Below are 15,199 nucleotides of genomic sequence, written 5' to 3'. Positions count from 1 at the left end.
TATTGGCAATTACCGCCCTTTCTTTCTCCGTGGTGTATTTTGCACCCGGGGAAAGTACAGCTATGATCATATTAAAACACAAGGTATCGGGTGTATTTATAACCGAAACACAGGCAGAACAGTATGCAGCCGAGCATAATTTAAACCTTCCCTTTAAAGAAGCCTATTTCAACTGGTTAAAAGGAATAATCCGCGGCGATTTGGGGAATAGCCTTATTACAGGTGACAGTGTCGTAAGCGAAATTAAGACAAGTTTTTCAAAAACGCTTATATTGGCTCTTATCGCATTGCTTACGCAAGTTTGCATTAGTTTTCCGTTCGGCATGTATGCCGCATGGAAAAATAAGCCCTCCCTCAATAAGCTTACGGAAATGTGGGGAATATGTTCGATGAGTATTCCTTTCTTTTGGCTTGCCTTACTGGTAGTATGGATATGCGCTGCAAAACTAAAACTGCATTTTGTAATAGGCTACCACGGAATAAAAAGCTTACTCATACCCGGCATTTTACTCGGCATAATGGGCTCAGGATATTTTATCCAAATAATAAAGAGTAAGACTATCTTGGTATTACAGGAAGGCTACATCGAATTGGCAAGGGCGCAGGGCTTGTCTCCGCGAAAAATCCTATTCGGCCATGTACTGAAAAATATTTCCGCTCCTTGTGTTGCTATTCTGGCAATAAACGTCATCGCTCTTTTAGGGGGCTCTGTACTAATCGAAAAAATATTTTCGATTCCCGGCTTTGGCCTTTTAATGTTTAATGCCTCAGGTAATAAAGACTATATTATGCTGTCGGGAGGAATTTTGTTTATAGGTATACTGGTGCTTACGATAAACCTTCTTGCGGATATGTATTATATAAAAATGGATAGGAGGGCAAGCTATGAGCTATATGCAAAATAAAAACTTGCGGTTCTGGTTGTCCGTATCTCTTTTGATCTTAGTCATTATGGGTATTCTTATTTTGTGTTTTGAGCCGAATACATACAACCCTGATATACAATTTCAAAGCCCTTCGCTTAAACATATTTTCGGAACGGATCAGTTCGGCCGCGATGTTTTTTTAAGGAGCGTGCAAGGTTTTATATCCGTTTTCTTTTTAGCAGCGGCTATTTTTGCCCTTTCATTTATGATCGCTCTTTATATGGGATCCGTCTTGGCTTATTACGGCGGGCTTGCGGATGAAGTGTTTTTTCATATCAGTAATTTTTTGCTCTGTTTTCCCGTTATGATAGCCCTTGTTATTTTGGCTGCCGTATTTGGTGCAAAAACCGAAACAATGGTAATTACAATGATTGTTTTAAATTCTTTTTGGTTGATCAGACTAATACGGGCTGAAATTATAGTGTTTAAAAACAACGATTTTATTTTAAACCTGAAAATACTCGGCGCAAGCGATAACCGTATTATCGTTTATCATTTAATACCGCAAAGTTTTAAGCTGATGCTGCCGCAAACCGGAATGATTTTAGGGCATATCATCTTATCAATATCGGCGTATTCGTTTTTAGGTTTCGGGGTAAAGCCTCCCCATGCCGATATCGGCCTTATCATGCAGGAATCCATACGCTACATGAATATTGCTCCTTGGACGGTGCTCTGTCCGGGCTTACTGCAATTTGCTGTCATTCTTTGCTTTACCCAATTATCCGAAGCGTTCAGAACGGCAGGAGAAAAACGGAGAGCAAAACATCTTGTTTTGTAAATTGGAAAAATGGAACTTATACATGTTGAAAACCTATCCGTACGCTTCCCCGAACAAACCGAACCCGTGTTAAAGGATTTAAACTTTACGGTACAAAAGGGAGAAATCTTTTGTATTACCGGTGAGACCGGTTCGGGAAAATCGCTTACGGAACGTACTACCGGCGGTCTATTACCGGCTCACGCCTGTTTATCGGGAACGGTTATGTGGAAGGGCTTGGATTTTTATGCGCTTAAAGAAGCTGAAAAGCAGTCTATCCGTAAAAATGAAATGGGCTTTGTGTTGCAAAATTCGGCCTCCGCCCTTAATCCCCTGCTTACCTGCAAGCAGCAGCTCCGCCTTGCATGGAAAACGAAATCGGCCAGCGATGAAACATTATGCGCTCTTTTACAAGAAGTAAAACTTAATCCCCCTGAAAAAATCCTCAAGCTCTATCCTTTTCAATTATCGGGCGGAATGAAACAGCGATTTTTAATTGCGCTTGGAATTATAGGGTCTCCTGAAGTACTTTTTCTTGACGAGCCGACTAAGGGGCTGGACAACGCATTACGCAAGGATACAATAGCGCTGATACAAAATATCCATAAAACAAAAAAGCTTACGATAGTTTTGGTAAGCCATGATTTGGAAATGGCGGAAGAGATTTCCGATTCTCTTATGGTTATGCATGGCGGCTTGATATATGAAACGGGAAATACAAAAGAGCTTTTTAAAAATCCCATCCATCCTTATTTTAAACGTTTATTGGATTCTCTTCCTTCACGCGGAATGAAAACCTTTGACGGTTTTCCTTTGCTGGATCGGGATTTAAACGAAATCAGCAACAGCGGAGGTATTCAGTCAAAGATGATGAAAATAGACGATGAGCATTTTGTGAGGGTGTGTACATGTTAAAGGTTGAACATATATCGTACCGCTATAATAAAAAGGCAAAACCTATCATTGAAGATATGAGTTTTGAGCTGCACGAAAATGAAATTATCGGTATTACAGGCGGAAGCGGTTCGGGTAAGAGCACAGCAGTGCACTGTATCTTGGGCTTATTAAAACCCGAAAAGGGACGCATTTTGTTTAACGATGTTCCGGTTCACCTGTTAAAACGGGATAAGAAGCTGCATACCTGTATTCAGTTGGTTATGCAAAATCCTGAAAATTCTTTTAATCCTCATAAAACGCTCTCATACAGTTTAAACGAGATACGGCATTTTATACCGGCCAAACCTGAAAAAACCGTATTTGAAAAAAAGATTGTAGATAAGATGCATGAGCTTCAACTGAATACAAGCCTCCTGAATCGGTATCCTGAGGAAGTCTCAGGCGGTCAGCTCCAGCGTTTTTCAATATTGCGCGCCTTACTTTTGGAGCCTAAAATTATTATTTTTGACGAATCGACTTCTATGCTTGACACAAGCGTGCAGGCAAAAATTGTCCGTTTGTTATTGCAAATAAAAGAAAAAAATAAGCTGGCCTATATTTTTATCAGCCACGACTTGAAAATGCTTTCGTTAATTGCCGATAAGTTTGTTTATTTGTGATTGATAATCCTTGCAAAAAGTTTTTATAGGAGATACGATAAACAGCTCGGCAGAAATTCTGCCTCACTGTTTATCTACCGAGTTTTGTGCAAAGCACAAAACATCGTTTATTATATACGGTTTGTAAACAAACCGCTTGAAAAAACTTTTTTCAGGATTTGATAATCCTTGCAAAAAGTTTTTATAGGAGGAAAGATGTTTTTTTAATCGTTATCTTTTAAAATTTATAAGAGGGTTTTACGGAAAAGCGGGGATGATAAGCCTTATCCAAAAAAAAGAACGGGCGATATGACTTCGATGGTAACCTTCCGTGTAGATGCGGTAAAAAACTATTACACGGCATACTTTCCCATTGGCCGTATCGCCCTTGCCCAAGCCTTTTTAAAAGATTCTCCTATCCTCGTTTTAGATGAGGCTTCCGCTAACCTCGACTCCGAAAACGAAAGCAAAATAAATGAGGCTGTCAATACCTTAAAAGAAGGGAGGGCAGTGTTAATAATTGCACACCGCCTTTCTACGATAAAATCCGCCGGCCGCATCGAAGCGCAAGGCACCTTTGAAGAGCTTATGAGCGGTTCTCAGTATTTTCGGGAACTGATAGGAAAAGAGTACGAGTAGTTAAGAAATAATGCTATTGACTATGTTTTTAAAATTGAGTAAATTCTAAGCTATACCTTAATTTACGGATATTATGGTGTTTTGTAACTAAATACTAAAATCTGTCTTTAATGTAAGGCTGTTATAATGCCGAAAATAAGATAAATAAAACAAACTCAGGAGTTATTTTTATGAAATGTAAATATTGCGGAAAAGAAGTTAGACCCGTCGGTCCTAACTTGGAAAGTGACGATAACGGATATAATTGTCCTGCAAGCGTATCAAAAAAACATGCTATTATACCCGATGGTTCGCATTGTATTCATTGCGGCCGTGAGACAAAGATTTTGGGAGACAGGGTTGTAACCAGCTACGGTATACGTTGTTCGGCTTCTCCTTCAGGAAGACATGCAATACAGTAAGTTGTAGTACCAATAGCAAAACTCAAGTTAAAATGAGCGGCGATATTTTAGACGCTCATTTTAATTTAAACCTTTAATTTTTTATCACGGTTTCATACTTTAAATAGTTTTTATTTAGCCCTATAATGCCGATCCACAAATTATCGCAAAAGGCGCATATTTTTTTGTTTTCTAAGTCGGAGCCTGTGGCATTTTCTAAAACTTCATCGGTATTTAAAAACCAATTAAATTTAATCTTCTTTCCGTTATAAAAATCGTTTAGATATTTTCTATCTAAAAAAAGGTAAGGTAATTTTAAGTTTTCTGCTGTCTTAGGAGAAAAAGAAAATGCCTTTTCCGTTATTTCCGAAGAAGCAATTTCTTTTTGTTTATAAAACTTTTCCGATACTGCAGAAAAATCATTTAAAAGAGAACATCCTGCCGCATCCTCAAGTTTAAAGTTTCCGACTGCCGTCCTCCGCAAAGCTCTAACATAGGCACAAGAAGATGCCTTCCTTGCAAGGTCTCTTACAAGGGAGCGGATGTATGTTCCCTTTGAACATTCCACGACTATATGGGCATATCTTATTTTTATCTCGGTGTTTATATTTGTAAAATCGCCTTTAATAAATTCCAAACCGCTATCGGTAATTATACCTTTAAGCTCTATTTTAAAAATTTCTATTTCCCTCTCTGCAATTTCTATCTTTTCGCCGCTGCGCATTCTGTCGGAAGCTCTTTTTCCGTTTATTTTTATTGCAGAAAATTCGGGCGGTTTTTGGAGTATTTTTCCTAAAAAAGAGGGAATGGATTCCGTTAAATTTTTATAAGAGGGAAGGGGGGCTGTCAAAACAGGTTCGCCTTCAGGGTCGAGGGTATCCGTTTCCATTCCGAACTCTACCCATGCTTCATAAGTCTTTTTTTCGGCTGAAATTATGTCGGCGAGGCGGGTTAATTGTCCTGTAAGAAGAACTAAAAGGCCGTCGGCAAAAAGATCTAAGGTTCCTGTGTGGCCTACCTTTTTTGTCGAAAGAGCTTTTTTTACCACCGACATTGAAGCAAAGCTGGTAAGTCCCGCCTGTTTTGCAAACGGGACGATAAGATTTTTATTTAATTCCATTTTTAAGGCAGGGCTTAATCGGCTTCCGAATTACCGGCGCTTTCTTCATCTTCATCGGGTTCGGTAAAATACTCAAGGCTTTCAAGTTTGTTTACCATGTCTATTCCTTCCTTTATACTCTTATCGAATATAAAAGTGAGTTCAGGGCACTGCCTTATATGAAGCTTTTTTGCAAGGCTGGTTCTTATAAAACCTGAAGCATTTTCCAAGCCTCTTACTCCCTGCTTTGTTTTATGTTCATCTAAAAAGCTTGAAACATAGACCTTTGCATAGGCAAGATCTCCGGAAACGATTACTCGGTTTACGGAAAGAAGAGAAGAAACTCTCGGATCCTTTATTTTACCCGAGCAAATAAGAGCCGAAATTTCTTCCCTTATCTGCTCGCCCAATCTTGCAAGCCTAAACTCACTCATCGGCTTCGGTTCCTTCTTCTTTGATTTCGGGAGCCTTGTATTTTTCGCTGTCGCTTAGTTTTCGGGCAACCTGAATCATCTCGATAATTTCTAACTGGTCATCAACCTGTATGTCGTTAAAGTCTTCGATACCGATACCGCACTCAAAGCCTGCTGCAACTTCTTTTGCATCGTCTTTAAATCTCTTTAATGAGGAAAGTTTACCCGAGTGAACGACTATGCCGTCTCTGATAACATGGACTGCACAGTTTCTCTTTACGACACCTTCAAGAACATAACAGCCGGCAATTTTTCCGATTTTGGGAACCTTAAATGTATTTCTGACTTCGACCATACCTATGACCTGTTCCTTAATATCGGGGGAAAGCATTCCTTCCATGGCGAGCTGAATTTCTTCAACAGCCTTGTAGATAACCGTGTATTTTCGTATATCGACCTTTTCCTGATCGGCCAAAAGTTTGGCTTGAGGAGTGGGGCGTACGTTAAAGCCTATGATTAAGGCATTCGAGTCGGCGGCGGCAAGCATAACATCGGAATCATTGATGGCTCCTGCCGAAGCATGTATTACATTGAGCCTTATTTCGGGTGTGGAAAGTTTTTCCAAAGACTGCTTTAAGGCTTCTACGGAACCTTGAACGTCTCCCTTTATGATAACTTTAAGCTCCAATATTTCTCCGTCATGGATTGTTTCATAAAGGTTATCGAGGGTAACCTTCTTAACATTCCTTGAATCTTCAAAGCGTTTGAGCTCCTGCCTTTTGTCCGAAATCTGGCGGGCTATGCGCTCCGAATCCGTAACTTGGAAGGGGTCGCCTGCATTGGGCATACCTTCAAGACCTAGGATTTCGACGGGCATACTCGGAGTAGCTTCATCGATTTTTTCGCCCCTGTCATTGAAGATAGCTCTTACGCGGCCGGAATAAATACCTGCAACATAAGGGTCTCCGGTTCTCAATGTTCCGCGTTGAACGATAATGGTTGCAACAACACCTCTTCCGTGGTCAATGCGGGATTCTATAACCTTTCCTTCAGCATTGCATGTATAATTGGCCTTTAGTTCAAGCACCTCGGCTTGAAGAAGAATCGTATCCAAGAGGTTGTCCAGTCCAAGTTTTTTTAGAGCCGAGATTTCAACAAACATAGTGTTTCCACCCCATTCTTCAGGCATGAGGCCTAATTCGGAAAGGCGGGTCTTTACCTTGTCTACATTTGCTTCGGGCTTATCGACCTTGTTTACTGCAACTATTATGGGAACCTTGGCATCGCGTGCATGGTTGATGGCTTCAATGGTTTGAGGCATAACGCCGTCATCGGCTGCAACTACCAAAACAACGATGTCCGTAATTTCGGCTCCTCGTGCACGCATCATAGTAAAGGCTTCATGTCCGGGAGTATCGAGGAAGGTGATCTTGCCTCCGTGTGTTTGTACCGTATAGGCACCTATGTGCTGAGTAATACCTCCGAATTCTCCTGCTATAACATTAGAGCTTCTGATGGCATCAAGGGTTTTGGTCTTACCGTGATCAACGTGTCCCATTATGGTTACGACGGGAGGCCTCGGGTTTAGATCGGATAAATCGTCTTCCTTACTTTCGATAACCGTTTCATCGTAGAGGCTTACAATTTTGACATCGCAGTCATATTCCGATGCAAGAATCGTTGCCGTATCGGCATCGATGGACTGGTTCATCGTAACCATCATTCCCATGCCCATCAGCTTTCCAATAAGCTCCGAGGCCTTTAGATTCATCTTTTTTGCCAATTCCGAAACCGAAATCGATTCCATTATCTCGATTTGTTTAGGAATATTGTGAATTTTTTCTTTTTGCTTTTTCTTTTGATTTAAGAGGCGTTCTTCAAAAAATTCGTCTTCCTTGTTTTTTTTGTTATATATTTCCTTTTTGGCCTTATGGGCTTTTTTATTTGTTTGAGCCTTGTTTTTTTCAAGTGGAATCGGCGCCGGAGCAACTCCGGGTCTGGGGCCGCCGAATCCTGTTCTGTTTTGGGGCCTATCGCCGGATCTACCCTGAGGCCTGCCCTGCTGTCCGCCTTGTCCTGTTCTAAAACTCTGTTTTTTTCCGTCGGAATAGGCTCGTGCTTGGGCTCCTGAAAAATTGCTTTCGCGCCGCCTTCCTTGCCCGGTTTGGCCTTGTCCCTGACCTCCCGGCCGTTGCGGATGGTTTCCCTGGCCGCGGTTATTTCTTCGGCCTGAGTCTGCAAGGTTTCCGGCCTTTACATTGGGTCGTTTACTTGCAAAATCTATCGAATCCATTGAAGACGGAGACAGTTTTTTTCTTTCAGGCTGTTTTTCTTCTTTTTCAATGCGAGGTGCTGTCTTCTTTGTTTCTTCAAACCTTTCATCTGCCTTTCTTTCTCTTATAGATGCTTCTGCAGGTTTTGAGCTTTGAGACGAAGCTTTTTTGACGGAAATAACCTGTTTTACGGATGTTTTTCCTCCGGAAGTCTCTTCCGATGATGATTCAGGCTTCTTGGATTTTGCCGAAGTTTTTGAAACTTTGACAACTACTTTCTTTTTAGAATCAGTTTTACCGGGTTCAGGTTTAGAATCCGCAGCTTTACTGCTTTTTTTGTTGAGAATTATATCAGGCTTATTTGTGTTTTCTATATCCATATTACTCCTACTCTTCGTCCTCATATTCAAAAGCAAGATCTACTCCGCAATTGGGGCATTTTGTCATATCTATTGTTATTTTATGACCGCATTCGGGGCATTCAAATTCTTCACCCTCATCATCCGAAACAGGCTCGCTTTCTTCATTGCTTTCATCTCCATCGTCTTCTACAACTTCAACGGCATTAGCTATAATGTCAAGAAGAGTATCAGCCATCTCTGTAGTAAGACCTTCCAAGTTCCTGATTTCATCATCTTCCATGTTAATCAAGTCTTGTATATCTTCAATTTCGTTATTATGTAATACTGCCAGAATGTCTTCGGTAATTCCCGGGAGTTCGGAAACATTGGAAATTTCCTCATATTCTTCATCTTCATCACTTGTTTCATCAGTGAATAAGTTTTCGACAGCCTTTCTGGCATCAGTGTAAATATCCATTTGTTTAAACTGTTCTTCGGTTTTTACATCTATGTTCCAGTCTACAAGGCGGTTTGCAAGGCGTACGTTTAAACCGTGTTTTCCTATAGCCAACGATAATTGGGAGTCGGAAACGATTGCAAGTGCCTTTCTCTTTTCCGCATCCAATATCATAACGTCAATGACTTCGGCAGGTGAAAGGGCACTTTTTATATAGGCTTTAGGGTCTTCAGAGTAGGGCAGAATATCTATTTTTTCATCATCCAATTCTGCAATAACCGCTTGAATTCTTGCTCCCTTTGCTCCGACACAGGCTCCTACAGGATCTATATCATCTCTGTCCGTTGAAACCGCTATCTTTGTCCTGTAACCGGGTTCACGTACAATATTATTAATCTTTACTATTCCGCTTTCAATTTCCGGTACTTCCACTTCCAGTATCTGTTTTACAAATTCCGCATCGGTTCTTGAAAGGATTAGCTGTACCACGTTTGATTGGCGGTGTTTTTTTACTTCCCGTACAAGGGCCTTTATTCTTGACTCTTCTCCGGCTGCCGCATTCCTTCCAAAGTGATCTCCCGGAGACTGATATTTTTTAGGTAATAAGCCTTCAACCTTTCCTAAGTCGACATAGATGTTTCCGTTGCGTTCCCGATGGTAGTAACCGATTATAATTTCTCCTACCTTTGTACTGTATTCCGCATAAAGAGTATCTTTTTGCATTTCTCTGATACATTGGATTGCTCTTTGCATTCCGACCTTGACAGAATTAATGCCCAAGTTTTTCGGATCGACTTCAACTAAGAGTTCATCACCTGTCTCGCAAGCCGGGGCTAATTTTTTTGCTTCTTCTAAACTTATATCAAAAACCGGATTTTTTGCATTTTCCGTTATTATTTTTTTTGAGTATATTTTTCCGGTTTCTTCATTGAATACGGCATTTGCATCCGTCCCGAATTGTTTTTTATAAGATGCTTTTAGAGCCTGCTCTACAATGTGTAAAACAAAATCGTCATCAATCCCTTTTTCCTGTGCAAATTCCCGAATTGCCTCAATTATTCCTTCAGACATTTCATTAAATCTCCTTAACAAATCTAAAATTATTCTTAAAGATTACATCTGGCTTTTTTTATATCCTGATACGGAATTTGAATGTCTTGATTATCAGAATTTAAAACAAGGCCTTCGGAATTTACTTCTTTTATAATTCCGTGCCGCCAATCAGTAATACTGTTATCCCAAATTTGGGCTTCTTCTCCCACAAAGGCATAAAACTCAACCGAGCGTTTTACAAGCCGATTGATGCCCGGAGAGCTTACTTCCATAGTTACATCCTGCGAGCCTATGAGGGCTTCAATACGGGGCTGAAGAGTCCTATGTACGGAGGTACAGTCTTTGATACCGACCCCTTTTTCCGATTTTATTACCGCTTTAACCTGCCAAACATCTTTTTTATGAAGGACATTAAGGTCAACCAGTTTAAAGCCTAGTCCTTCGACAAGAGGTTCGCATTCGGTAAAGTACGGAATGTCTTTTTTTTGAATAAATTCCACTTCAACCTCCTCTCAAGATACCTTTTGCATACAAAAAAGGAGCCGTTTGAACGACTCCGAATACACAAGGATAATATATGTTCTAGCGATTATAATACCATAAAATTGAAATATATTCAATACATATATCATAGAAAAATATTAAGTTTTTTTGTTTTTAAATTAAAAATATTAAAAAAAAGCCCGTTTTAAGCCTTAAGACTATTGACAGTTATGCAAAATAGCTTTATAAGGTAACTTATTATTACTATATTCTGGGAGGTCGGCCTAATGGATAGAAAAGATTACATTAGCGATTCTGAGTGGAAACACTTTATGAGTTTTTCAGAAAATCTGGAAACGCCCTGTGTTGTTGTCAACCTAAAAACAATCAAAAAAAATTATCAAAACTTAAGAGAAAATTTTCCCTATGCGGATATTTTTTATGCAATTAAAGCTAACCCGCATGAAGAAATTATTTCAATGCTAAACGAGATGGGCTCATGTTTCGACATAGCTTCACGTTATGAACTTGATAAGGTTTTGAAATTAGGTGTAAGCCCTGAAAGACTCAGTTACGGAAATACCATAAAAAAGGCAAAGGATATTGCTTATTTTTATGAAAAGGGTGTTAGGATGTTCGCTACGGACAGTAAGGACGACCTTAAAAATATAGCTCAGCTTGCTCCCGGTTCTAGAGTTTATGTGAGAATTCTTGTTGAAAACACAACCAGTGCCGACTGGCCGCTATCAAGAAAATTCGGCTGTCATCCCGATATGGCCTATGACCTTTGTATTCAGGCCAGAGATTCGGGCCTTATTCCTTACGGTATTTCTTTCCACGTAGGAAGCCAGCAGCGGGATATCGGTCAGTGGAACGATGCCATTGCAAAGACAAAATACCTGATGGACTCTTTGGAAGAAGAAGAAGAAATTAAGCTTGAAATGGTAAACATGGGCGGCGGTTTTCCCGCTTCCTATGTTACACCTGCAAACGACCTAAGCGAGTATGCTTCCGAAATTAGCCGCTACTTGGAAGATGATTTCGGTGAAGAGCGTCCGCGCATTATTTTGGAACCGGGCCGCTCCCTTGTAGGCGACAGCGGTATCTTGGTAACAGAGGTTGTTATGATTTCGCGCAAAAACAACACAGCCCTCTTTAGATGGGTATATCTTGATACCGGTCTTTTTAACGGTCTTATTGAAACTCTAAACGAATCCTTAAAATACCCTATCATTACCGATAAGGATGAAGGCTGCAAAAAATGGGGTGAGGTCGTTTTGGCCGGTCCTACATGCGACAGTATGGATATTATGTATGAAGATTATAAATACAGTCTTCCTACCAACCTTAAGCCCGGAGACAGGGTATATTTCCTTACAACCGGTGCCTATACATCCAGTTATGCTTCTGTAGAATTTAACGGCTTCCCGCCGATTAAAACCTATATAATGAAGTAAATATTATTGAAAGAGTCCGGCTATGTTAAAGACCTTATATAAAATTACGGCTTTGGTTATTTTTAGTTTTTTTGTTTTTTCGTGTTCCGCAAAGGAAGAAAAAATAGGGGCTGAAAATAAGGAAGAACAATTTGAGGCCGGCTCTCAGGCCGGACTTGTTTCCGAAAAAAAAGATAAGGGGCTTCAGGCGGAGCAAGATAAGGAGAAAACGGCTGATGCCCAATATCAAAAAGCCTTAAATGAGGCTTCCATTATTTTTGAATTTGATGCTGTAAATAAAAAAATCAATTTAAGCCTTAAAGCCGATAAAAATATCAAAATTGAAGGTGCCGTTCCTTCGGAAATTCCTGCCGACGGTTCCGTAAACGAAATATTTATAGCAAAAAATTCTCTTGCCCTCTTGGGTGATGTAAAAGGGCTTACAATCCATAATGCCGAAATTTTAAGCGGAGTTAAAATAATCAAGGCTCCTTCTTTGAAGTTCTTGGATATTTCTTTTTCGGGCTTAAAGAATATAGAATTTTTAGATTGTAAGGCTCTTGAAAATCTGATTCTTGAAGGTAACAAGAAAATGAATAAGCCTGACTTTTCTTCGTTAAAAGGCTTAAAAAAACTCAACTTAGCTAAAACAACAATTCACGAGATGGATTTTTCTGTTTTTCGTCATCTTGAATGCCTTGATATAAGTTCGATAAGCCTAAAAGCTCTTGATCTTACAAAAAACATTGAGCTTAAAGAACTGGATTGTGAAAATTCCGGTTTAGGTACTCTTGATTTAACTAAAAATATAAAATTACATCGGCTTAATTGCAGGGCCAACAAACTTACCGATTTGGCGCTTTTTCAAAACAAGGAGCTTAAGTTTTTGGATTGCGGAAAAAATGATCTCGATAAACTTTTAATAGCTCTTAACACAAAACTTCAAAAACTTTATTGTGATTCCAACGAGATAAAGGATTTGGATCTTTCTTCTTTAAAGGATCTTGAAGAGCTTTATTGTTACCGCAACAAGATAGAGAATCTTGTTGTAGGTTCAAATCGCAAGTTAAAAAATCTTTTTTGCTTTGAAAATAAGATTGATGAAAAATCAATGAAGCAGCTCTTTGATTCTTTGATAGCAGGTGACGGATATGATGTTAAAACTCTTGTAGTTTATGCCGAAAAAAATCCCGATCTAACATACAAGACAGATAAATACTTTGACCATAATTTTGTGCCTACCGAAGAAATGCTTAATTCTTCCTCCTTTAAATTCTGGAGAGTTTATTTTACCCTTTACGGTCTTGAAGATATGGGCAGTATAATCGACTCACTTGTTCAAAAAACGGGAGAAGCTTTTTAGTCTATTGACTGAATCTTTTTCTTTTTGTAAAATGAATCATGAAAATTTGGATAAAATATCTTATAGGTTCTGTTCTAGGTATTATAATTGCGGCTATTTCTTCTTCCGATAGTGCGTTCCTTAATGCAGCTGTTGATTTTGCCGCTAATATTGCTATTCAATTCGGCCGTTATTCATTATATCCCGTTTTATTTTTCGGTTTTACCGTAAGTATATCTAAATTACGTGAAAGCCGTTCCTTATTAAAACTTTCGATATATATTGCCGTGTTTATTATTCTTTCATCCCTTTTGGCTGCTCTTTTAGGCTTGATTTCTATCTCTATCAGCTCTCCGCCGAGAATCCCTATCTTTGTTGAAGAAACAAGTTCTGTCGAAAATTTGGGTATGATGGAGTCTTTTTTACGGCTTTTTCCTTCAAGTGCCTTTGAAGCCTTGATTGATGGTCTTTATATACTTCCGCTTTGTATCTTTGCCGGTTTTGCAGGAGCAGCCTGTGCTGTAGATAAAAATATTTCCAAACCTGTTTTTACCCTTTTTGATTCATTATCAAGAGTTTCTTATGCCGTTATGGCCTTTTTTGTAGACATGTTTTCAATAGGGCTTATTGCAGTATCCGTGAACTGGTGTATCAAGTTTCAAGCTATGCTTTCTACCAAATTTTTTACCGGCTTGATTGTGCTTCTATTGGTTGACTTTTTTATAATAGCCTTAATCATATATCCTGTAATCTTAAAAATAATATGCAGAGATATAAATCCTTACAAGGTGCTCTATGCTTCGATAGCACCTGTTTGTGCCGCTTTTTTTTCAGGCGATACAAATTTAACCTTGCCTATCTTATTGCGCCATTCAAACGAGAGCTTGGGTGTCAGAAGGAGAATTTCTTCGGTATCCTTGCCCGTTTTTTCGGTTTTCGGCAGGGCAGGAAGCGCGATGGTTGTTACCATAAGCTTTATTGTAATTTTAAACTCTTATTCCAGTCTGGGGATAAGTTTTGAAGATAGATTTTGGCTTGTCGGTATTTCTACCCTTTTTTCGTTCTTTTTAGGCCGTTTTCCCATAACGGGAACCTATGTTTCCCTTGTTGCCGTTTGTGCTATATACGGACGAGGTTTTGAATCGGGATTTTTAATTTTGCGGCCGGCAGCCTTTTTTATAGGTTCGGTAGCTGCTGCCATTGATGCCTTAACCGCCATGGTTGGAACATATATAATCGGTCACTTGTCTAAGATGACTAATACACGCACTTTAAGATTCTTTATATAAGAGCTTTTCTTTATGTAAGAGCTTTGATTGAATATTGTTAAAAAAAAGGAAGAGAGAAATGAACTGTATTTTTTTGGGCCCGCCGGGCGCAGGAAAGGGAACCCTTGCTTTTGAGGTTTCAAAATCGTATAAGATTCCGCATATTTCGACCGGAGATCTTTTTAGAGCTGCAATCAAGAATCAAACGGAATTGGGAAAAAAGGTTAAGACTGTCATTGATTCCGGGGCATTGGTCAGCGATGACCTCACAATCGCCCTCGTAAAGGAAAGATTGGAAAAAGATGACACCAAAAAGGGATTTATCCTCGATGGTTTTCCGCGCACAATCGCTCAGGCTGATGCCTTAGAGGACATCGTAAAAATCGATTCCGTTGTCAACTTCGATATAAGCGATGATGAGGTTATCAAACGCCTTTCCGGAAGACGGGTTTGTTCCTCATGCGGTCAAAGTTTTCATATCGAATTCGTAAAACCAAAAAAAGAAGGCATTTGCGATTCATGTGCGGGAGAGCTGATTATCCGTCCCGATGATAAAATTGAAGCAATCCAAAAGCGTCTTGAAACTTACCGAAGTCAAACAGCCCCTTTAATCGATTATTATACTAAAAAGAATTTAATCATAGATATAGATGCCCGCCCTGCATCGGAGAAGGTATTGGCTTCTTTTGAAGCAAAATTTCCGCATTAGAGGGAAATTTTTAGAATAAGCGCCGTTACTGCCTATAACCAATACTTGCATATATCCTCCGATATAAAAAGTATTGCCGAAAGGA

At 39.5% G+C, this 15,199-nt stretch carries 15 protein-coding genes; 10 read left to right on the top strand and 5 right to left on the bottom strand.

Annotation, left to right across the window (positions count from 1 at the left end; translation table 11 throughout):
• The first annotated feature begins 62 nt into the window (after positions 1 to 62).
• The 6 genes from E4N80_RS07170 to E4N80_RS07145 all read left to right on the top strand — a co-directional run bounded on the left by E4N80_RS07170 (position 63) and on the right by E4N80_RS07145 (position 4,261).
• On the top strand, positions 63 to 905 hold the full coding sequence (locus tag E4N80_RS07170; protein WP_253698467.1) for an ABC transporter permease: 843 nt from the start codon (positions 63 to 65) through the stop codon (positions 903 to 905).
• Complete coding sequence (locus E4N80_RS07165; protein ID WP_253698466.1) at positions 886 to 1,707, top strand: ABC transporter permease; 822 nt, start codon at positions 886 to 888, stop codon at positions 1,705 to 1,707. The genes E4N80_RS07170 and E4N80_RS07165 overlap by 20 nt, the downstream gene beginning before the upstream one ends.
• 9 nt (positions 1,708 to 1,716) lie before the next feature.
• The gene (locus E4N80_RS07160) at positions 1,717 to 2,601 is read left to right on the top strand and encodes an ATP-binding cassette domain-containing protein (RefSeq protein WP_253698464.1); all 885 of its coding nucleotides are present in this window, start codon (positions 1,717 to 1,719) and stop codon (positions 2,599 to 2,601) included.
• Complete coding sequence (locus E4N80_RS07155) at positions 2,595 to 3,242, top strand: ABC transporter ATP-binding protein (protein ID WP_253698462.1); 648 nt, start codon at positions 2,595 to 2,597, stop codon at positions 3,240 to 3,242. Before E4N80_RS07160 ends, E4N80_RS07155 begins: the two co-directional genes overlap by 7 nt.
• A 288-nt stretch (positions 3,243 to 3,530) precedes the next feature.
• Positions 3,531 to 3,860: a hypothetical protein gene (locus tag E4N80_RS07150; RefSeq protein ID WP_253698461.1), complete on the top strand. Its 330-nt coding sequence runs from the start codon at positions 3,531 to 3,533 to the stop codon at positions 3,858 to 3,860.
• 170 nt (positions 3,861 to 4,030) lie between these two features.
• Positions 4,031 to 4,261 carry a hypothetical protein gene (locus E4N80_RS07145; RefSeq protein ID WP_253698460.1) on the top strand — a complete coding sequence of 77 codons (231 nt, stop codon included), beginning with the start codon at positions 4,031 to 4,033 and terminating at the stop codon, positions 4,259 to 4,261.
• A gap of 73 nt (positions 4,262 to 4,334) precedes the next feature.
• Here E4N80_RS07145 and truB read toward each other — a convergent pair whose 3' ends face one another.
• From truB to rimP, 5 genes are read right to left on the bottom strand one after another with little or no spacing between them, the layout of a single operon-like run.
• Entirely contained in the window at positions 4,335 to 5,360 is a 1,026-nt protein-coding gene (gene truB, locus E4N80_RS07140) for a tRNA pseudouridine(55) synthase TruB (RefSeq protein WP_253698459.1), read from the bottom strand.
• A 14-nt stretch (positions 5,361 to 5,374) separates the two neighbouring features.
• Entirely contained in the window at positions 5,375 to 5,773 is a 399-nt protein-coding gene (rbfA, locus tag E4N80_RS07135) for a 30S ribosome-binding factor RbfA (RefSeq protein ID WP_253698458.1), read from the bottom strand.
• On the bottom strand, positions 5,766 to 8,405 hold the full coding sequence (gene infB / locus E4N80_RS07130) for a translation initiation factor IF-2 (protein ID WP_253698457.1): 2,640 nt from the start codon (positions 8,403 to 8,405) through the stop codon (positions 5,766 to 5,768). Before infB ends, rbfA begins: the two co-directional genes overlap by 8 nt.
• Positions 8,406 to 8,412: 7 nt before the next feature.
• Positions 8,413 to 9,894 (bottom strand): transcription termination factor NusA, encoded by a 1,482-nt coding sequence (gene nusA / locus E4N80_RS07125; protein ID WP_253698456.1) that lies wholly within the window; start codon positions 9,892 to 9,894, stop codon positions 8,413 to 8,415.
• 35 nt (positions 9,895 to 9,929) lie between these two features.
• Positions 9,930 to 10,376, bottom strand: a complete 447-nt coding sequence (gene rimP, locus E4N80_RS07120; RefSeq protein ID WP_002671746.1) for a ribosome maturation factor RimP — start codon at positions 10,374 to 10,376, stop codon at positions 9,930 to 9,932.
• Between the two features lie 270 nt (positions 10,377 to 10,646).
• On the opposite strand from rimP, the gene E4N80_RS07115 reads away from it, so the two are divergent.
• Genes E4N80_RS07115 through E4N80_RS07100 form a run of 4 tightly spaced genes read left to right on the top strand, consistent with a single transcriptional unit; the run spans position 10,647 to position 15,114 of the window.
• Entirely contained in the window at positions 10,647 to 11,816 is a 1,170-nt protein-coding gene (locus E4N80_RS07115; RefSeq protein WP_253698455.1) for a type III PLP-dependent enzyme, read from the top strand.
• Positions 11,817 to 11,838: 22 nt separating this feature from the next.
• The gene (locus E4N80_RS07110) at positions 11,839 to 13,158 is read left to right on the top strand and encodes a leucine-rich repeat domain-containing protein (protein ID WP_253698454.1); all 1,320 of its coding nucleotides are present in this window, start codon (positions 11,839 to 11,841) and stop codon (positions 13,156 to 13,158) included.
• A gap of 38 nt (positions 13,159 to 13,196) precedes the next feature.
• Positions 13,197 to 14,426 (top strand): dicarboxylate/amino acid:cation symporter, encoded by a 1,230-nt coding sequence (locus E4N80_RS07105; RefSeq protein WP_253698453.1) that lies wholly within the window; start codon positions 13,197 to 13,199, stop codon positions 14,424 to 14,426.
• 58 nt (positions 14,427 to 14,484) lie between these two features.
• Positions 14,485 to 15,114, top strand: a complete 630-nt coding sequence (locus E4N80_RS07100) for an adenylate kinase (protein WP_253698452.1) — start codon at positions 14,485 to 14,487, stop codon at positions 15,112 to 15,114.
• Positions 15,115 to 15,199 lie beyond the last annotated feature (85 nt).

Source organism: Treponema denticola (assembly GCF_024181605.1).
Taxonomy (GTDB): Bacteria; Spirochaetota; Spirochaetia; order Treponematales; family Treponemataceae; genus Treponema_B; species Treponema_B denticola_B.
The sequence above is the reverse complement of the archived record's forward strand: the minus strand, read 5'-3'. Positions and strand labels throughout refer to the sequence as shown.